The organism is Aurantiacibacter marinus (genome assembly GCF_001021555.1).
In the GTDB taxonomy this organism is placed as follows: domain Bacteria; phylum Pseudomonadota; class Alphaproteobacteria; order Sphingomonadales; family Sphingomonadaceae; genus Alteraurantiacibacter; species Alteraurantiacibacter marinus.
The window spans coordinates 680,581-697,160 of the sequence record NZ_LDCP01000002.1 but is presented as its reverse complement, the minus strand read 5'-3'; the positions used below and the strand labels follow the sequence as shown (position 1 = coordinate 697,160).

Annotated in this window: 24 protein-coding genes; 19 read left to right on the top strand and 5 right to left on the bottom strand. The window is 59.6% G+C overall.

What is annotated here, in order from left to right; genetic code table 11:
• Nucleotides 1-33 precede the first annotated feature (33 nt).
• The 8 genes from AB731_RS09830 to AB731_RS09795 all read left to right on the top strand — a co-directional run bounded on the left by AB731_RS09830 (nt 34) and on the right by AB731_RS09795 (nt 5,999).
• A complete protein-coding gene (locus AB731_RS09830; protein ID WP_047093262.1) occupies nt 34-984 on the top strand; it encodes a heme o synthase in 951 nt (316 codons plus the stop codon).
• Nucleotides 981-1,109, top strand: a complete 129-nt coding sequence (locus AB731_RS14325; RefSeq protein ID WP_047093263.1) for a hypothetical protein — start codon at nt 981-983, stop codon at nt 1,107-1,109. Before AB731_RS09830 ends, AB731_RS14325 begins: the two co-directional genes overlap by 4 nt.
• On the top strand, nt 1,106-1,711 hold the full coding sequence (locus AB731_RS09820) for a cytochrome c oxidase assembly protein (protein WP_047093264.1): 606 nt from the start codon (nt 1,106-1,108) through the stop codon (nt 1,709-1,711). The genes AB731_RS14325 and AB731_RS09820 overlap by 4 nt, the downstream gene beginning before the upstream one ends.
• A gap of 67 nt (nt 1,712-1,778) precedes the next feature.
• Complete coding sequence (locus tag AB731_RS09815; protein ID WP_047093265.1) at nt 1,779-2,651, top strand: cytochrome c oxidase subunit 3; 873 nt, start codon at nt 1,779-1,781, stop codon at nt 2,649-2,651.
• Nucleotides 2,652-2,767: 116 nt separating this feature from the next.
• Nucleotides 2,768-3,055, top strand: a complete 288-nt coding sequence (locus AB731_RS09810; RefSeq protein WP_331386696.1) for a DUF983 domain-containing protein — start codon at nt 2,768-2,770, stop codon at nt 3,053-3,055.
• Nucleotides 3,052-3,669 (top strand): SURF1 family protein, encoded by a 618-nt coding sequence (locus tag AB731_RS09805; RefSeq protein ID WP_052768954.1) that lies wholly within the window; start codon nt 3,052-3,054, stop codon nt 3,667-3,669. Before AB731_RS09810 ends, AB731_RS09805 begins: the two co-directional genes overlap by 4 nt.
• A 42-nt stretch (nt 3,670-3,711) precedes the next feature.
• On the top strand, nt 3,712-5,112 hold the full coding sequence (thrC, locus tag AB731_RS09800; protein ID WP_047093267.1) for a threonine synthase: 1,401 nt from the start codon (nt 3,712-3,714) through the stop codon (nt 5,110-5,112).
• Nucleotides 5,112-5,999 carry a class I SAM-dependent methyltransferase gene (locus AB731_RS09795; RefSeq protein ID WP_047093852.1) on the top strand — a complete coding sequence of 296 codons (888 nt, stop codon included), beginning with the start codon at nt 5,112-5,114 and terminating at the stop codon, nt 5,997-5,999. The genes thrC and AB731_RS09795 overlap by 1 nt, the downstream gene beginning before the upstream one ends.
• On the opposite strand, the gene AB731_RS09790 is transcribed toward AB731_RS09795, so the two are convergent.
• A complete protein-coding gene (locus AB731_RS09790; protein WP_052768955.1) occupies nt 5,996-6,790 on the bottom strand; it encodes a DUF1499 domain-containing protein in 795 nt (264 codons plus the stop codon). The two genes, AB731_RS09795 and AB731_RS09790, sit on opposite strands and share 4 nt — an antisense overlap.
• Nucleotides 6,791-6,919: 129 nt before the next feature.
• Between AB731_RS09790 and AB731_RS09785 the strand changes: the two genes are divergently transcribed.
• The 6 genes from AB731_RS09785 to AB731_RS09760 all read left to right on the top strand — a co-directional run bounded on the left by AB731_RS09785 (nt 6,920) and on the right by AB731_RS09760 (nt 9,879).
• Nucleotides 6,920-7,288, top strand: coding sequence for a dihydroneopterin aldolase (locus tag AB731_RS09785; RefSeq protein ID WP_047093268.1), 369 nt, complete (start codon nt 6,920-6,922; stop codon nt 7,286-7,288).
• Nucleotides 7,285-7,599 (top strand): Rossmann fold domain-containing protein, encoded by a 315-nt coding sequence (locus AB731_RS09780; protein WP_052768956.1) that lies wholly within the window; start codon nt 7,285-7,287, stop codon nt 7,597-7,599. Before AB731_RS09785 ends, AB731_RS09780 begins: the two co-directional genes overlap by 4 nt.
• A gap of 75 nt (nt 7,600-7,674) precedes the next feature.
• Nucleotides 7,675-8,676, top strand: coding sequence for a GTP 3',8-cyclase MoaA (moaA, locus tag AB731_RS09775; protein WP_047093269.1), 1,002 nt, complete (start codon nt 7,675-7,677; stop codon nt 8,674-8,676).
• Nucleotides 8,677-8,678: 2 nt separating this feature from the next.
• The gene (locus tag AB731_RS09770; protein ID WP_047093270.1) at nt 8,679-8,918 is read left to right on the top strand and encodes a MoaD/ThiS family protein; all 240 of its coding nucleotides are present in this window, start codon (nt 8,679-8,681) and stop codon (nt 8,916-8,918) included.
• 1 nt (nt 8,919) lies between these two features.
• A complete protein-coding gene (locus AB731_RS09765) occupies nt 8,920-9,366 on the top strand; it encodes a molybdenum cofactor biosynthesis protein MoaE (protein WP_231638901.1) in 447 nt (148 codons plus the stop codon).
• Between the two features lie 81 nt (nt 9,367-9,447).
• On the top strand, nt 9,448-9,879 hold the full coding sequence (locus AB731_RS09760; protein ID WP_047093271.1) for a hypothetical protein: 432 nt from the start codon (nt 9,448-9,450) through the stop codon (nt 9,877-9,879).
• A 103-nt stretch (nt 9,880-9,982) separates the two neighbouring features.
• Here AB731_RS09760 and AB731_RS09755 read toward each other — a convergent pair whose 3' ends face one another.
• On the bottom strand, nt 9,983-10,489 hold the full coding sequence (locus AB731_RS09755) for a hypothetical protein (RefSeq protein ID WP_052768957.1): 507 nt from the start codon (nt 10,487-10,489) through the stop codon (nt 9,983-9,985).
• A 215-nt stretch (nt 10,490-10,704) separates the two neighbouring features.
• Here AB731_RS09755 and rplU point away from each other — a divergent pair, with 215 nt between their 5' ends.
• The 3 genes from rplU to AB731_RS09740 all read left to right on the top strand — a co-directional run bounded on the left by rplU (nt 10,705) and on the right by AB731_RS09740 (nt 12,229).
• Nucleotides 10,705-11,205, top strand: a complete 501-nt coding sequence (gene rplU, locus AB731_RS09750; RefSeq protein WP_047093272.1) for a 50S ribosomal protein L21 — start codon at nt 10,705-10,707, stop codon at nt 11,203-11,205.
• Nucleotides 11,206-11,238: 33 nt separating this feature from the next.
• A complete protein-coding gene (gene rpmA / locus AB731_RS09745) occupies nt 11,239-11,508 on the top strand; it encodes a 50S ribosomal protein L27 (protein ID WP_047093273.1) in 270 nt (89 codons plus the stop codon).
• A 172-nt stretch (nt 11,509-11,680) separates the two neighbouring features.
• Complete coding sequence (locus tag AB731_RS09740) at nt 11,681-12,229, top strand: GNAT family N-acetyltransferase (protein ID WP_047093274.1); 549 nt, start codon at nt 11,681-11,683, stop codon at nt 12,227-12,229.
• 4 nt (nt 12,230-12,233) lie between these two features.
• Here the strand turns inward: AB731_RS09740 and AB731_RS09735 are convergent, their stop codons facing one another.
• The gene (locus tag AB731_RS09735; protein ID WP_082126449.1) at nt 12,234-13,130 is read right to left on the bottom strand and encodes a metal-dependent hydrolase; all 897 of its coding nucleotides are present in this window, start codon (nt 13,128-13,130) and stop codon (nt 12,234-12,236) included.
• An 84-nt stretch (nt 13,131-13,214) separates the two neighbouring features.
• On the opposite strand from AB731_RS09735, the gene AB731_RS09730 reads away from it, so the two are divergent.
• Nucleotides 13,215-13,814, top strand: coding sequence for a TetR family transcriptional regulator (locus AB731_RS09730; RefSeq protein WP_047093275.1), 600 nt, complete (start codon nt 13,215-13,217; stop codon nt 13,812-13,814).
• Here the strand turns inward: AB731_RS09730 and ygfZ are convergent.
• Nucleotides 13,811-14,545 carry a CAF17-like 4Fe-4S cluster assembly/insertion protein YgfZ gene (gene ygfZ / locus AB731_RS09725; RefSeq protein WP_047093276.1) on the bottom strand — a complete coding sequence of 245 codons (735 nt, stop codon included), beginning with the start codon at nt 14,543-14,545 and terminating at the stop codon, nt 13,811-13,813. The two genes, AB731_RS09730 and ygfZ, sit on opposite strands and share 4 nt — an antisense overlap.
• A gap of 38 nt (nt 14,546-14,583) precedes the next feature.
• On the opposite strand from ygfZ, the gene pyrC reads away from it, so the two are divergent.
• Nucleotides 14,584-15,621, top strand: coding sequence for a dihydroorotase (gene pyrC / locus AB731_RS09720; RefSeq protein ID WP_047093277.1), 1,038 nt, complete (start codon nt 14,584-14,586; stop codon nt 15,619-15,621).
• Here the strand turns inward: pyrC and rarD are convergent.
• Nucleotides 15,618-16,535, bottom strand: coding sequence for an EamA family transporter RarD (rarD, locus tag AB731_RS09715; protein ID WP_047093278.1), 918 nt, complete (start codon nt 16,533-16,535; stop codon nt 15,618-15,620). The genes pyrC and rarD overlap by 4 nt on opposite strands.
• Between the last annotated feature and the right edge of the window lie 45 nt (nt 16,536-16,580).

Below are 16,580 nucleotides of genomic sequence, written 5' to 3'. Positions count from 1 at the left end.
AACGGTGCGCCCCTTCATACAAGTAACAGGACCATGACCGCCATTTCCGCCACCCAACCCCAGGCACCGCAGGCCACTGTTTCGCAAAGCATGCCGGCCGACTGGCGCGATTTCTTCGCGCTGACGAAGCCTAAGGTGATGCGCCTGGTGGTGTTTACGGCATTGTGCGGCCTGCTGGCTGCCCCCGGCTCCATCCATCCGGTCATCGGCTTCACCGCCATATTGTGCATCGCGCTCGCTGCGGGCGGCGCGGGTGCGCTGAATATGTGGTGGGAAGCCGATATCGACGCGAAGATGAAGCGCACGCAGGCCCGCCCTTTGCCAATGGGCCGCATTCAGCGCGGGGATGCCCGTGATTTCGGTTTGCTGATGTCTGGCGCATCCGTCATGATCATGGGCCTTGCGGTCCACTGGCTGGCAGCGAGCGCGCTGGCTTTCAGCATTTTCTTCTACGTTGTCATTTACACCATGTGGCTGAAGCCGCGCACACCGCAAAATATCGTGATTGGCGGCGCTGCAGGGGCGTTTCCACCCCTGATCGGCTGGATATGCGTGACGGGTGAGATCACCCTGATGCCGATATTGCTGTTTGCCATCATCTTCATGTGGACCCCTCCGCATTTCTGGGCGCTGGCCCTGTGGGTGAAGCCTGATTACGCCGCTGCGAACATTCCGATGATGCCCAATGCTGCAGGCGAGACATCGACCCGCCGCCAGAGCCTGATTTACTCGGTCCTGCTTCTGCCGCTCAGCATTGCTCCATGGATCATTGGTGAAACAGGAGCGATTTACGGAATTTCGGCGCTGATGCTGTCATCGGTCTTCCTTGCGCTGACTGTCCCGGTAGGCCTTCGGACATCTGTTGAAGGCGATGGTATGAAGCCGGAGAAGAAGCTGTTCGCGTTTTCGATCTTCTATCTCTTCGCGCTTTTTACCGCGCTGGTTGTCGACCGTGTTGCTGCCGGATTTGGAGCTTTCGCATGACGCCGCAGGAAGAAGAAGAATTCAAGCGCCGCCGCAAGGCGCGAAATGCCGTTTTCGGCTTGGTGCTCTTGGGCCTGGTGGTGCTGTTTTATGCAATCACGATTGTCCGCATAGGTGCGCAATGACAACTGCAACTCTGGAAGACCGCAATCGCCGCACAATGCTGCTGGCATTTGGCGGGGCGCTGGCGATGCTGGGCCTCGGCTATGCGGCTGTGCCGCTGTATGATTTGTTCTGCCGCGTGACAGGTTTTGGCGGGACAACTCAGGTGGCAACCGAAGCGGAAGCCAGCGCGGCAGAGCGCATGGCAACATTGGCTGGTGGCAAAAGCTTCTCGATCCGCTTTGATGCGAATACCGCGCGCGACATGCCGTGGGATTTCCGTCCGACGCAGGTGACAGACCGCGTGGCCGTGGGCCAGCGTGACATGGCAACCTACATTGCGCGGAACAATTCGGACCAGCCGATAACCGGCACTGCGACTTTTAACGTGGAGCCGGAGCAGGCGGGACGATACTTCAACAAGATCCAGTGCTTCTGTTTTACCGAACAGACGTTGCAACCGGGTCAGGAAATCCGCATGCCGGTGCTCTATTTCGTCGATCCGGCGGTAATGGATGACCCGAATATGAAGGACGTGGAGCAGATTACGCTCAGCTACACGTTCCACCGCGCTATCGAAAACGAAGAAACCAAAACCGGCGAATTGGCCGAACAAGACAGCTAAGGCTCTGGACCCGCGCGTTTGGGGACATTAAGAGCCAAAACAAGACATCAAGCATCAGGACAGACACATGGCCGGCGCCAAAAACCACGATTATCACATTCTCGCCCCCGATATCTGGCCAGTTGTTGGCGCGTTTTCCGCGCTGATCTTCACCAGTGGCATGGTCATGCTGATGCATGCAGACTTCTTCGGTGAAGGCTGGCGCATTGTATTGGGCATCGGCATCGCCGGCCTGATCGCGACCTTCTTCGGCTGGTTCTCCAAAATTGTGAACGAAGCGCAGCGCGGCGATCATACCCCTGTCGTGCAGTTGCACATGCGGTATGGCATGATCCTGTTTATCGCTTCCGAAGTCATGTTCTTCGTCGGCTGGTTCTGGAGCTGGTTCGATTTCGCCCTGTTCCCGTCGCCGCTTGAATATCTGGGTGATAATCGCTGGCAAAATGTCATCGGGCAGGACGGCGCAGCCGCACTGCTCAGCTTCCCGCCAGAGGGTATCGATGTTCTTGATCCCTTCAGCCTGCCACTGCTCAATACGTTGATCCTGCTGTGCTCTGGCACAACGGTAACCTGGGCGCACCATTCGCTTATCAACGGCGACCGTGATGGCCTGAAGAAGGGCCTGTGGCTGACCGTAGCGCTCGGCATCTTGTTCAGCGCCATTCAGGCGTATGAGTACAGCCACGCCGCTTTCGGCTTTGGCGGTTCCAACTATTCCAGCGCATTCTACATGGCGACCGGCTTCCACGGCTTCCATGTGCTGGTTGGCACCATCTTCCTCGCGGTATGCCTGTTCCGCACGTACAAGGGCCACTTCACTCCGCGCCAGCACTTCGGTTTCGAAGCAGCTGCGTGGTACTGGCACTTCGTTGACGTGGTGTGGCTGTTCCTTTTCATCGCAGTTTACGTCTGGGGCGGCTGGGGCGCCGAAGTCCACTAGGCTCTTCCTTGACGGATATTCCGCCAAACAATTCGAAGGGGCAGCCCGCCATTGGTGAGGCTGCCCTTTTCGCTATGTGCCCGAGATGCGGGGAGCGGACCCTGTTCGATGGCCCCGTGAAATTCGCGGACCAGTGCATCGCATGCAATCTGGACTTCGCGCGCTTCAACGTGGGCGATGGCCCGGCAGCCTTTCTGACGATGGTCGTAGGCGCGGTGGTCGTCGCGCTGGCGCTGTGGCTGCAATTGAGCGCGGAGCCGCCGTGGTGGGTGCATGTGCTGCTGTGGCTGCCGCTGATCGTGGTGGGTGTGGTTGGCGGATTGCGGCTGACCAAGGCGTGGCTATTGATTACAGAATACCGGCACGGAGCAGAAGAGCACCGCCATGATGGGACCGACCTATGACGAGCATTCGCAAAATCCCGATTTTCTCGACCATAGTGGCGGTTGCCGCTGCGGCGGTGATGGTGATGCTCGGCTTCTGGCAGCTTGGCCGGGCGGACGAAAAAGAGGCGATGATTGTCGCTTCACTTGCAGCCGCTCAGCAGCCAGACCCTTTGCCTTGGGCAGAAGCGGTCCAATTAGGCGAAGCTGCGCAGTACCGATTGACGACGCTGCCCTGTGAGCGTGTCCTCGAAATGCGCGCTGTGGCGGGGCGCAACGCATCGGGCCAGAGCGGCTATGCCCATTCGGCGATTTGCGAAGTTGCAGAGGCAGGACAAGCAGAGGCTGCACTTGGCTGGTCTCGCGAGCCCAACGGATATTCCTGGGACGGCGGAGATGTGACCGGGATGATCACACTTACCGGCCCTGTTGAATTGCGGGTCACGGCAAGCGAGCCACCTTCGGATTTGCAGCCACTGGCGCAGCCCGATCCAACAGACCTTCCCAACAATCATCTGGCCTACGCAGGACAATGGTTCTTCTTCGCGATTACCGCGCTCGTGATCTACTGGCTCGCCATTCGCCGCCGCTGGCGGGACGAGGCGAAAGCCGCAGGTGCAGCGTCGCAACAATAGCTTGCTTGCGAGGCGCGGGCAGGGCGGCTAATCCGCGCGGCCATGAAGTATATCTCTACCAGAGGCCACGCAGAGGCGCTCGACTTCGAAGGCGTAACGCTTGCCGGCCTCGCGCCTGACGGCGGGCTATATGTTCCCGAAAGCTGGCCGCGTTTCTCCGCTGAAGAAATCGCCAACATGGCAGGCCTGCCTTATGCAGAACTGGCGGTGCGGATCATGGCTCCCTTCGTGGAAGGCAGCCTGACCGAGGGTGAACTGCGCGAATTGTGCACGCAGGCCTACGGCACTTTTGCACATGAGGCGATCACGCCGCTGGTCCAGTTGGACGAACAACAATGGCTGCTTGAACTGTTCCACGGCCCCACACTGGCGTTCAAGGATGTGGCGCTGCAATTGCTAGGCCGTTTGTTCGAACACTTTCTCAGCCGCAGCGATGATCATCTGACCATTGTCGGCGCGACCAGCGGCGATACCGGCAGCGCCGCGATTGATGCCGTTGCGGGACGCGATCGGATCGACATTTTCATGCTCCATCCGGAAGGCCGGGTCAGCGATGTGCAGCGCCGCCAGATGACGACGGTGCTGTCCCCCAATGTCCACAATATCGCCATCGACGGCAGTTTCGATGATGCGCAGGCGATGGTGAAGCGCATGTTTGTGGATGCCGAGGTGACAGGCAAATACCGCATTACGGCGGTCAATTCGATCAACTGGGCGCGGCTGATGGCGCAGGTGGTGTATTATTTTGCTGCCGCTCTGCAATTGGGTGCGCCGCAGCGCAAGGTCGCCTTTTCGGTGCCGACCGGCAATTTCGGCGATGTCTTTGCAGGCTATGTCGCGGCGCAAATGGGGCTCCCGATAGAGCGGCTGATCGTTGCCACCAACATAAACGACATTCTTCACCGTGCTTTGTCGAGCGGTGACTATTCCGCTGGCACGGTCACGCCTACCGCCGCGCCGAGCATGGACATTCAGGTCAGTTCCAATTTTGAACGCCTGCTGTTCTGCGAAGGCGGGCGCGATGGCGCTGCTTTGGCAGAGCAAATGCGCGGGTTTGAGGCGAGCAAGGCGATGCAGCTGACCAATAGCCAGCGCGAAGGATCCGCCGCGCTGTTCACCAGTGCGCGCGCCACGCCCGGCGAAATGACGCAGGCCATGGCTTACGCTGCCGAGCATTATGGCCAGACTATCGACCCGCACACGGCGATTGGCCTGCACGCAGCGCGCGCGGCGGGAATTGATCCTTCGGTGCCTGTCGTCACGCTGGCCACGGCGCATCCGGCGAAATTCCCTGACGCGGTGGAAGGTGCGACTGGAACGGTGCCGGAATTGCCTGCCCGCGTGGGTGATCTGTTCGACCGAGAAGAGCGTTATGAAACGCTACCCGGCACCTATGAAGCCGTGCGCGATTATGTGGTGCAGTGCGCCACGCCGAGCGCCTGATGGCAGACCTTCGACAAGATCCGCTTCTGATGATCGGCGACGGTTGGGACGGATACCGCCTGCTGGACAGCGGTCATGGCCGGAAACTTGAAAGTTTCGGCGGGCGCGCATTCATCCGGCCCGAGCCCCAAGCCATGTGGACACCGCGGCAGGGTGATTGGCAGGCGGAAAGTGAATTTGTCCCGGGCAGTGATGAAGATGGCGGCGGACGCTGGACCGATGCTCCGGGCCTTCCGGAGGGTGGCTGGCCTGTCAGTTGGAACGAGGCGACCTTCAACGCAAATCCCACGCCCTTTCGCCACCTCGGCTTCTTCCCGGACATGGCACCTGTGTGGGACTGGATGCGCGAAAAGCTGGCAGGGCGCGATGATGCCGAAACGCTCAACCTGTTTGGTTATACCGGCGTCGGTTCACTGGCGCTCAGCCGCCATGGCCGCGTGACGCACGTCGACGCGAGCAAGAAGTCGGTGGCGCAGGCGCGTGAAAATGCCGCTCTGTCCGGCATGGAAGACGCGCCGATCCGCTGGCTGGTGGATGATGCCGCGAAATTCACCGCACGCGAAGTGCGGCGCGAAAATCGCTACGACGGTATCATTCTCGATCCGCCCAAATTCGGGCGCGGGCCGAAGAATGAAACATGGCGGCTGGAAGAAGGCCTGCCCGATCTGATCTCCGATTGCCGCCAATTGCTGGACGGCGACAGTCGCTTCCTGTTCCTCACCGTCTATGCTGTGCGCATGTCATCGCTCGCGATTGGCGGATTGCTGGCCGAAGTGTTTGCCGATCTTCCGGGCAAGATCGAACATGGCGATCTGGCAGTGCGCGAAACAGGCGAGGGCGGCAGGCTGCTGCCCACCGCCATCTTCGCGCGGTGGAGCCGGGATTAACCCATTCCGCGCAGGTCTTTGAGGAAGGCCCGGATGCGTGCGGCATTATATCCGACATCGCTTACGCCCACACGGCTGACTGAACGCATGTCAACGCGGGTGCTGCCGTCGTCCACCGGAGTAACTTCGACAATCACGTCATCGTAGAAGCGCACATATCCGGCGGTCGCTGTGGCTTCCAGGGTGCCTGCCTCCGGATCGGCGGCAGCGATTTCCCAGCCGCGCGTTTCAGCCAGAGCGCGCGCATTGGCGAGCACTTCAACGGGTGGTTTGTCGATCACTTCAGGGCGGATGTCGCCGTAAGCTTCCTCGTGATAGGCGCGCCATTCCTCCTGCGTGAATGGGCCAGTGCTGACCGGCGCTACATCGAGCGTGGTGAACTGGGGCAATTCGTTCAGATCGGTGGTGATGTCATGGATTGGCGGTACTTTACCAGCGGGCAAGATCAGCATTGTGTACTGCGCTATCAGCAGAGCGGATGAAAGCGCGAAACCAAGCGCCAGCTTGGCGATGTTCCCGGTTTTGCGCCAGAACGCAAAGGCGAGCCCGATAAGACCAATAATCGCCAGCGCGCGTGCCGGGTTCACCGTGATGTAGAACGGTGCAAAGCCCGCTAACTTGTCGATGATGTCGTACCGCGCCAGGGTTGCGGCAATCAGCACGGCCACGATTGCAATGATCGCGCCGCCAAGCACGAAATTGCCGAGCCATTTGACGGCCTCGGCCGATGTGCGCGCCTTTTCCTGCGTTACGTTGGTGGCGGTATCAGTTGTTTCGGGCGTTTCGTTCACGACCTGCTCCCTATTGGTTCTTGCACTGCCAATGCAATCAAGCACCCCCGTGCGTCAACATAAACGCACAGGCTCCACATTCGGCTCCCGCTTGCCAATCGCTGCGCCCGCTGCCATTGCCCGCGGCCTATGGCAGACAGCCTTTATCTTGAGCTCGCCGATTTCGAGCATGACATCTACACCGGGATCTATTCAGAGGAGACCGGCAAGCCTCAGCCGCTGCGCTTTACCGTGCGGGCGAAGCTGAAGGCGAAGTCTTTCTACGATGCGGATACGCCGCTGGAGGAAAGCAAGAATTACATGGACCTGAAGTTTGCCTGCTCCGAAGGGCTGGGGGACAGGCACTACAAGCTGATTGAGGCGGTAGCGGATCATGTATGCGAAACGCTGTTCCTGCAGGATACCCGGATCGAGGAAATCCAGGTCAAGATCGTCAAACTGGCATTGAGCGAGGCGGGTGAGAAAATCGGCATTACGCTGACGCGCGAGCGGCGGTGAATAATCCGCGAATCGTCAGGGCGGCCGATCTTCCTGGAAGCCCGCTTGATGCGGCCGCGCAATTTCATAAAGAACTGCTGCCCTTGATCCGTTCTGCAATTGCAGAGACAGGCGATGCGATCATCGCGTTTGATCATGCGGGACATTCCCACGATAGCTGGCGGCTGGCGGTCACGCAGGAATTGGCGCGGGAAGCAGCACCTGTGCGGGTCAATGCGGTGATCGGGGATTTGGGGGAAGCAATGGATAGCACGATTGCCTTCATCGCATCGGCCCCTGGCGTGACAGGGCAGGTTTTTACGCTTGCCTGAAACCGGCGTGTCCGTAACCGGTGAGCTTGCAGCCGCGAAGTTGATTGCAGAACCGCTTCCCTTCATGAGTACTGAATGAGCTCTGCGCCGCCCCTTATTGACGGATTCGATCGCAAGATCACTTATCTGCGCCTTTCCGTCACGGATCGCTGCGATTTGCGCTGCGCCTATTGCATGCCGGAGCGGATGAAGTTCCTGCCCAAGTCGCAAGTGCTCAGTCTGGAAGAAATGCACCAGTTGGCGCTCGCTTTCATCAAGCGTGGGATCACCAAGATCAGGCTAACCGGCGGGGAGCCTCTCGTCCGACGGGACATGATGGATCTGGTGCGGGCACTGGGCTGCAAGCTAGGGCACGGTCTGGACGAACTCACACTCACCACCAACGGCACACAATTGGCGGAGTTTGCGCCGGGATTGTATGCAGCAGGCGTGCGCCGCGTGAATGTCAGCCTCGATACGCTGGATGCGCACCTGTTTGCAGACCTCACCCGCCGCGACCGTCTGGCGCAGGTGCTGGAAGGCATCGCTGCGGCGAAGGCTGCGGGGCTGAAGGTAAAGATCAACACCGTCGCCCTGAAGGGCCTGAACGAAGCCGAGATACCGCAGCTTGTCCAATGGGTGCACGGTGAAGGCCACGATCTGACATTGATAGAAGTCATGCCGCTGGGCGAAGTGGATGGCGAGCGGATCGACCATTATCTGCCACTGCCCGCCGTGCGCGATCATTTGGCACAGCGCTTCACCCTGACGGATATTGCCGACACAACCGGCGGTCCGGCGCGGTATGTGCGCGTTGCCGAGACTGGTGGACGGATCGGTTTTATCACTCCGCTGACCAACAATTTCTGCGCCAGCTGCAACCGCATAAGGGTGACTGCGACGGGGCAGCTGTATGCTTGTCTGGGCGGCGCGGAGAAAGTGGATTTGCGCGGCGCGTTGCGGTCCGGTGCGCCGGATGAGCAGCTTGCGCAGGCGCTCGATGAAGCGATGCGGATCAAGCCCGAACGGCACCATTTCGATATCGGCCCAGACATTGCTCCGGCACAGGAACGCCATATGTCGGTGACCGGCGGGTGAGCATGGTCCGGCTGGTCTTTCTTGGCAGGCTTGCAGGCCTTGCAGGGCGGGTCGAGCACGAGGTCGCTGCCCCGCTGGATTGGCACGGGTTACTGGCCCTTTGTGATGGGCCGCTTGCCGAGGAAATTGCCAACGACCGTGTGAAGCTGGCGCTGGACGGGGAATTGCTGGCGGACAAGACCGCACTCGCCGCGCCCGCAGGGGCGGAAATCGCGCTGCTTCCGCCGGTCAGCGGGGGCTGAGGTGGCAATCACTGTCGAGCTTCGGGCAACCCCTTTTTACCCCGGTGCTTATGTCGGCCCGTTCAGCGATGCCCATCCCGGCCTTGGCGGCGTGTGCACCTTCGTTGGTGAAGTGCGCGGCGGAGATGATGTCGAAGCGCTGGAACTTACCCATTACGAACCGATGACACGGCCCGGCATGGAGCAATTGGCAACAAGTGCAGTTGAGCGGTTCGGCCTGATGGGCCTGCTGATGGTTCACCGTACGGGGATCATGCACCCGGGCGAGCCTATCGTGTTGGTGTCTGCCTGTGCCATGCATCGGCGCGGCGCGATTGATGCGGTCGATTTCTGCATGGACCATCTCAAGGCGAAAAGCTGGTTCTGGAAGCGGGAGAAACGCAAGGGGCGCTGGCACTGGATAGAGCCGCGCGCAGCTGACCACGAGGATATTGCCCGCTGGCAGTGAAAAATCCGCGAGATTTGCGCCAGATCAAAGAAGCGCGGCGCGAATCGGTTCATTCCTTCACCAACAAGAAGGAAAACGATCATGGCTGAACAACTTACTCGCGAACAAATTGCCCGAACAGCGGATATCCGGATCGCGCCGCCCGCTTTGGTGCGCCGAACCATTGTGGACCGCACATTCGAGTTACCCAAAGGGCTCTATGTCGCAACCGTCGGTCTGTATCTTGGCTTTATCGCACTGATGGGCCTGAGCTTCTCCCATCCAGAAATGATCATTCCGGTGGCGATCTTCACCGTGTTTGTTGTCGGCGCGTTCGGCCTGCCAACTGTCTGGACCCGATTGGCCCCAGAAACGCCTTCGAAATCCAAAAGTTGGGCGCGTTTCAGGCAGGAAGGTATCATGACGGCATACGGACGGACCTCTGCGCGCGATGCCACCGTGCAGGTTCTTATCCTGCCAGTCCTGATTTTCGTATGGGGAGTGGTCGCGGTAACCATTGCCGCGCTGGTCTGAACCGAATCGTCATTGAGGGGGATGACGCAGATCATAGCTTGCTTCCCGGGGACGCGCGGGGCCGATCAGTCCGGCCTCGCGCGTTCCGCACTCAGGGGCCAGGTCAATTGCGAGTGGCTGCCAGAAGTTCAGCGATAATTGCATTTTCCTGTTCTACCATCGCAGCAATTTGCGTCTGTATCTGCGCGACAGGCGCAATTGCTTCTCCGGCACTCGATGTATCGACATAGATCCTGTCCAGGTCCGCCAAAGCGATCATTGTTAGACTGCGGCGGGTTTCAAGATCGGCAATCGCGACCTGTGCCAGCGCCCAGGCCTCGCTTCCTACGCGGCCCGCGCCAGCTGTTCCAGCAAGGCGGCGGGCTGCGGGCGCGGCGGCAAGAAACGCGGCATGGGCAGCGCGCGCGGTTGCAGCAAGCTGTTCCACCTGATCCAGCGCCGATGCACTTGGGGGCGGCGGAATATAAGGTTGCGGCTCTGCTGCCGCCATCGATCCGGTCAGGCGTTCCGAATCGCGAATGGCCAGCGAAGGATACTCTTCAGCCGGACTGGCACAGGCTGCCAGAGTCGCGGAGATTAGCCCTAGGGCAAGGAAACGTGCTTGCATCATCACTCCATTGCCCTACATCGGCTCCTGCATGCAATCCAGCGTGCAAATGGCTGCTTTTCACCGCACCGGGTGGTTGACAGCTTCGGGCGCTTGGCTTAACGGCGGCGTCTTCACGGTGCCCTTTCGGGCGCCCTTTTTGTTGTTGCTTTGGTTTTGGCCTGTTTCATGTGGCCAGTTCTAAAGGCGGGAACACCAGATAAACGGAATATAGCACCATGTTCGCAGTAGTGCGCACGGGCGGTAAGCAGTATCGCGTCGCCGAAGGAGATAAGATCGCGGTTGAGAAACTGGCTGGTGAAGCCGGGGAAACAATCGTGCTGGGTGATGTTCTCTTGGCCGGCGAAGGCGCCGACCTTGCAGACGCATCCAAGATCACGGTTTCAGCCGAAGTGATCGCCCAGGCCAAGAGCGAGAAGGTGACCGTCTTCAAGAAGCGTCGCCGCCACAACTATCGCCGTAAGGCCGGCCACCGCCAGCAGATGACTCTGCTGCGCATTGTCGGTGTTGGTGAAGGCAAGAAAGCCGCGCCAAAGAAAGCTGCCGCGAAGAAGGAAGAGGCTCCGAAGACCGAAGCCGCTACCGAAGCGAAGGCTCCGGCTAAGAAGGCTGCTCCCAAGAAGGAAGCTGCTGAAAAGAAGCCAGCCGCAAAGAAGGCCGCACCAAAGAAGGCTGCTGCCACCAAGAAAAGCGCCGACAAGTCGGCCGACAAGGAATAATCCGGGCAACCGGACCTACGGAGTTTAAAGACAATGGCACATAAAAAAGCTGGTGGTTCATCGCGTAACGGTCGCGACTCAGCTGGCCGTCGCCTCGGTGTTAAAAAGTTCGGTAGCCAGGAAGTGATTCCAGGCAACATTATCGTGCGCCAGCGCGGCACGAAGTTCTATCCCGGTGTCAATGTTGGCATGGGCAAGGACCACACGCTGTTCGCGCTCGAAGCGGGCCGGGTCCGTTTCCACGATGGCAAGCAGGGTCGCAAATACGTCTCTGTAGATGCCATGGCGATGGCTGCAGAATAAACGGATGATCCGATAAAGGGGCCATCCAACGGGATGGTCCCTCCGGACACGCGAGGTCCGGAAAACTGGAAGGAGATGGGGCCGCCCCGTCTCCTTTTTTGATTCTCCTTTCGCATTTGTGAAACGTCGGTGGTCCACTGGAGGCGGGCACCCGGCATGATGGAGAAGACCCATGTTCATGCGTACCCAGCGGCTGTTCCTGCGGCCCGTGTTTCCTGAAGATTGGCGCGATATCTATCGCGGCATCGCCGATTACGGCGTGATCAGCATGCTCGCCCGCGCGCCCTGGCCTTATCGGCAGGAAGATGCGCAAAGCTTTTGCAAGGATGCAAACGCGGACGGGCGAACGCGCTTTGCCATTACCCTGCCAGATGAGGCCGGCGCTCCAATTATCGGTATGATCGGCTTTGAACAGCTGGACGGTGAAGCTGAAGAGCTTGGCTATTGGATCGCGCAGACGCGGCAAGGGCGAGGTTACGCCACAGAAGCCGTGCGCGGCATGATCGAGATTGCCGAAGCTTTTGGTATCGAATCATTGGAAGCAGGCCATTTCATCGACAATCCTGCGAGCGGCAAAGTCCTGCGCAAGGCCGGCTTTCGCGAAACCGGCGAGATTCACCGTACAAAAAGCACAGGCAGGGGAGGCGCCGAAGTGCCAACCCGCCGGTTCGTGAAGTGGATTGGGATGAATGCGCAGCAGGTTCGCCCTGTCGCTGCCTGAACAATCAGGTGGTGGCAGGGCCTGACGCATGCGCCTTGACGGGCGGGTTGTCAGCAATCTGCTGGCCATCTTCCCACTCGGCAATCAAATGGCGGTCGTCCAGGTTCCACGGATGAAAGCCGGGCCGGAAGTACGAGAGCCACGACGGCAGGATCTTGCGGAGAATACCAGGTGTGGCTGTGAGGTAGGTGAACAGCCGCCACTTCGCTTGCCACCCGGTAATGCCGTCCTGGCGGAGGAGTTCCACAGCATCAGTTGTGCGATTCCGGAGGAACCGGAAAGTGACCAGAGCCATGATGATCGAGCGAAGCCTCCAGCGCTTGAAGCCGGACCAGTTGCGAGTTGTATGGAGCCAGGTGTCATAGGCGACGCCCTTGTGCTCGATTTCCTCGACAGCATGCCACAGCCACAACTGCGGGTCGCCCATCCCTGCTGTAGCCAGCGATGCGGGATCGCGCAGGAATTCATGTGCAAACATTGCGGTGAAATGTTCCAGCGCGCAGGTGATCGCAAGCTGCACGATTGGCGGTGCGGCCAGCGTGTCACCGACCAGACTCTTGACCCTGGCATCGATATCGGTGAGGTCGTAGCCCGCTTCCTCAACCGCGCGGTTGAACGCGATATGTTCGCGTGAGTGATTCACTTCCTGCCGGATGAAATCTCGGATTTCCTCAGCCAGCTGATCTGGCACGCCGTCCCGGTGTGCCTTGACCGCTTCGATGAACATCGCTTCGCCGCGCGGAAAGCTGGCAGACAGGGCCGCGAACCATGCAGCGGCCACGGGATCGATGCCGCGAGCGCGCTTTTCGCCGCGCCCGAAACGCCGGTCGCGCACGGTAAGGCCCGGCGCCCTTACGGCACTATCGGTGGGCGTTGCTTGCCAGTCGAGTCGCGCAGTCATATCGTAGTCCAATAGCATTCGCGTTTAGCTTCGGTCTCAAAAATGCGCAGAGCTTACATCAATGTCAATAGGAAACTTACATCAATGTCAGTGAGAAAGCGTTTGAGCCCCGAAGAAAGCCGTGCAGCGGCACTCGAAGCTGCGCGTGCCTTGTTGATCGAGGCAGGGCCGCAGGCAGTTACACTTAAAGCCGTTGCCGCGCGAATCGGGCGTACGCATGCCAATTTACTGCACCATTTCGGCAGCGCCGCAGGCTTGCAAAAACAGTTGGCAGCGCATCTGGCAGGCACGGTCTGCGAAACGATCGGGGAGGCGGTGTTGGCCACGCGGGCCGGTATCGGCTCACCCCGAGAAGTGGTGGATTTGACCTTTGATGCTTTCGGCAAGGAAGGTGGCGGCGCGTTGGCAAGCTGGATGCTGGCGTCGGGAAATGAAGATGCGCTCGACCCGATTATCGAAACTATTCATAATATGGTCGACAATCTGAACCCCGACGAGGTTGCAAACGAAGGTAGCTTTGCGATGCACGAAACGACCTTCACGCTTGCCCTGTTAGCTTTGGGCGACGCCTTGCTGGGCGAACAGCTGGCCGAATCGCTTTCGGTCAAACGCGCCGTTGCACGGGACCGGGCAGAGGAAATGCTGATTGCTGCCTTCCAGAAGGACAACGAACTTCCTGCCTAATCTACCTTGGCTTCGAGGTGCATCCAGCGTGGCACCAGTTCTGCCGGAATATCCTCCACGCGCAGATGATCGATCGCCAGTCCGGATGCGGGATATTCCGCCTTGCGGCGCTTTTCCTGCGATTGCTCCAGCGGCACCACCACAAGGCGGCGATTGATTTTCTGACGCCAGTTCATCCGCGCAGTGTTTTCCTGCCCGATGTAGCATCCTTTGGTGAAGCTGACGCCGTTCAGTTCGACCGCGTTTGTTTCGAGCCAGAGGACATCACCGAGATCGGCAATGCCTTCTGCAATGCCATGCAAAAGGCGGTGTGCAAGGTACTGATCATCAGCGCTTTTGCTGTTCACCGCCTGGCTATCGATGCGCCGAAAGCCCAGTTCGGGAAGGCGCGGATCGGGCGCGAAACCATCTTCTGCGTCCAAGCTCCAGAATACCCTGAGCGAAGGGTCTATGCGGATATCGATTTTCCGCCGAAGGCGGTATAGCGTCAGGCGTCTAGCCAGATCTTCCGCGACCTTGGCTTCGCAATCGAGCAGCAAGTCCGGTCCCTCACCCCACACGATCATGTCGAACATGGTCTTGCCCTGTGCGGTCAGCAGTGCGGTGTAGACAGGCAATTGCCCTGCTACATCGTTGGTAAGCAATCCCTGCAGAAATGCTGCGGCATTTTCGCTCTCGTCTTGCGGAGAAACGCGCACAACGGCGCGGCGTGTCAATTGGCCCATTGTCATGGGTGACAGATAGGGCGGAGCGCGGCATAGGCAATGCCATGACGCAGACGATCACCATCCGCCGCCCTGATGACTGGCATGTCCACCTGCGCGACGGCGCCATGCTGGAAGGCGTGACAGCCTTTACTGCCCGGCAGTTTGCGCGGGCCATAGTCATGCCCAACCTCACGCCGCCGGTGACCACGGTGGAGGCCGGGGAAGCTTACCGCACTCGGATCATGGCGGCAGTGCCAGAGGGCATCAGGTTCACGCCGCTGATGACCTGTTACCTCACCGACAATATCGATCCTGAGGAAGTGCGGCGCGGGTTTGCAGCCGGCGTGTTTACCGCAGCAAAGCTTTACCCTGCCGGGGCGACCACAAATTCAGACAGCGGGGTGACCGGTGTTGCCAATATCCGCGGAGTTCTGGAAGTGATGGCAGAAATCGGCATGGTGCTGTGTGTCCACGGCGAAGTGACCTCTGCCGAAATCGACATATTCGACCGGGAAGCAGTGTTTATCGAGCAGGTTCTTGCTCCGCTATTGGCAGATCTGCCTGATCTGAAAGTGGTGTTCGAACACATAACGACTGAAGATGCGGTGCGCTTTGTCGAAGCAGCACCGGCGAATGTCGCTGCCACGATCACGCCCCAGCATTTGCATATCAATCGCAACGCGATGCTGGTGGGCGGGATGCGGCCTCATGCATATTGCCTGCCTGTCGCCAAGCGCGAAAAGCACCGCTTGGCGCTGCGCCGCGCCGCGACATCTGGCTCTGCCAAATTCTTCCTTGGCACAGACAGCGCACCGCATACGCGAGCTGCGAAAGAAAGTGCGTGTGGCTGCGCGGGGATATTCAATGCGCCCTATGCTCTGGAAAGCTATCTCGCCGTGTTCGAAGCGGAAAATGCGCTGGACCATTTCGAAGGTTTTGCCAGCTTGCATGGCCCTGCTTTTTACGGACTGCCGGTGAACGAAGACATGGTCACGCTGGAACAGCGCGAATGCGCCATTCCCGATACGATCGCTGCCGGTGGTGATGTGCTGGTGCCATTCCACGCCGGGCAAACGCTCGGCTGGACGTTTTCCGGTTAGGCTGTCCGGACCCGAACGGCGCGGCTTTTGCGCCACAGGTCCCAACTGAACAGCGCTACCGCCAGCCAGATCGCAGTGAAGCATGCCAATTGAGCAGGCTTCAGCTCCTCACCGAACACCGTCAGCCCCAGGATGAACATCATCGTGGGGGCGCTGAACTGCAAGAACCCGATCACGGTGTAGGGCAGGGCGCGCGCCGCAACGGCAAACAGGATCAGCGGAACCGCCGTAACCAGACCGGCCCCGAGAATGGCTGCCGTTTCCAATGGCGCACGGCCGAATGCCGTGCCGCCGCCGGCCCATTCAACCCATCCCAGATAGGCCAGAACCAAAGGCAGCAATATCATCGATTCGATTGTGAGCCCGACAAGTGCGCCGGCTGCGACTGTCTTGCGGAGCAGCCCATAAAGACCAAAGGAAATGGCCAGCAACAGGCTGACCCACAAGGTGGTCAGCGCGCCAAGAGCCAGCGCGCCAACGCCGACCGCCGCCAACGCGACCGCAAGCCATTGGCTGAGCGACAGCGTTTCCTTCAAGAATACGACGCCGAGCAACATCATGACGATCGGCAGGATATAATACCCAAGGCTGGCAGCATAAACATGCGAGTTCTGGATGGCCCAGATATAACCTAGCCAATTCAGTGCGATAAAGGCTGCTGTGCAGAGCAACGTGAGCATCACGCAGCGCTGGCCAAGGCACGCGCGCAGTTCTGCGCCGCGACCCGTCAACCGGACGAAAATGAGGCAGATCGGGAGAGTGAACAAGGTCCGCCACGCGACGAATTCCACCGCCGGAACGTCCTTCACCAGGATCAGGTAAAGCGGCAGCAGCCCCCAGATGAGGTATGCTGTGAAGGCGCTGGACAAGGCCTTGCCGCGGCTGGTTTCTGGCCTAATGGCGGGCGCTGTCATGATGCTGCGCTAGGCCTTCCATCGCCTGTCGGCAAGCGGCAGTCC

Bases quoted from the DNA above. Each gene is read 5' to 3' on its own strand.
- AB731_RS09815 (WP_047093265.1), top strand. From the start codon at position 1,779: ATGGCCGGCGCCAAAAACCACGATTATCACATTCTCGCCCCCGATATC.
- AB731_RS09760 (WP_047093271.1), top strand. From the start codon at position 9,448: ATGGCTGAACAACTTACTCGCGAACAAATTGCCCGAACAGCGGATATC.
- AB731_RS09735 (WP_082126449.1), bottom strand. From the start codon at position 13,130: ATGACTGCGCGACTCGACTGGCAAGCAACGCCCACCGATAGTGCCGTA.
- AB731_RS09805 (WP_052768954.1), top strand. From the start codon at position 3,052: ATGACGAGCATTCGCAAAATCCCGATTTTCTCGACCATAGTGGCGGTT.
- ygfZ (WP_047093276.1), bottom strand. From the start codon at position 14,545: ATGACAATGGGCCAATTGACACGCCGCGCCGTTGTGCGCGTTTCTCCG.
- AB731_RS09795 (WP_047093852.1), top strand. From the start codon at position 5,112: ATGGCAGACCTTCGACAAGATCCGCTTCTGATGATCGGCGACGGTTGG.
- thrC (WP_047093267.1), top strand. From the start codon at position 3,712: ATGAAGTATATCTCTACCAGAGGCCACGCAGAGGCGCTCGACTTCGAA.
- AB731_RS09785 (WP_047093268.1), top strand. From the start codon at position 6,920: ATGGCAGACAGCCTTTATCTTGAGCTCGCCGATTTCGAGCATGACATC.
- AB731_RS09770 (WP_047093270.1), top strand. From the start codon at position 8,679: ATGGTCCGGCTGGTCTTTCTTGGCAGGCTTGCAGGCCTTGCAGGGCGG.
- AB731_RS09755 (WP_052768957.1), bottom strand. From the start codon at position 10,489: ATGATGCAAGCACGTTTCCTTGCCCTAGGGCTAATCTCCGCGACTCTG.
- moaA (WP_047093269.1), top strand. From the start codon at position 7,675: ATGAGCTCTGCGCCGCCCCTTATTGACGGATTCGATCGCAAGATCACT.
- AB731_RS09830 (WP_047093262.1), top strand. From the start codon at position 34: ATGACCGCCATTTCCGCCACCCAACCCCAGGCACCGCAGGCCACTGTT.
- rpmA (WP_047093273.1), top strand. From the start codon at position 11,239: ATGGCACATAAAAAAGCTGGTGGTTCATCGCGTAACGGTCGCGACTCA.
- pyrC (WP_047093277.1), top strand. From the start codon at position 14,584: ATGACGCAGACGATCACCATCCGCCGCCCTGATGACTGGCATGTCCAC.
- AB731_RS09820 (WP_047093264.1), top strand. From the start codon at position 1,106: ATGACAACTGCAACTCTGGAAGACCGCAATCGCCGCACAATGCTGCTG.
- AB731_RS14325 (WP_047093263.1), top strand. From the start codon at position 981: ATGACGCCGCAGGAAGAAGAAGAATTCAAGCGCCGCCGCAAGGCGCGA.
- AB731_RS09740 (WP_047093274.1), top strand. From the start codon at position 11,681: ATGTTCATGCGTACCCAGCGGCTGTTCCTGCGGCCCGTGTTTCCTGAA.
- rplU (WP_047093272.1), top strand. From the start codon at position 10,705: ATGTTCGCAGTAGTGCGCACGGGCGGTAAGCAGTATCGCGTCGCCGAA.
- AB731_RS09730 (WP_047093275.1), top strand. From the start codon at position 13,215: ATGTCAGTGAGAAAGCGTTTGAGCCCCGAAGAAAGCCGTGCAGCGGCA.
- rarD (WP_047093278.1), bottom strand. From the start codon at position 16,535: ATGACAGCGCCCGCCATTAGGCCAGAAACCAGCCGCGGCAAGGCCTTG.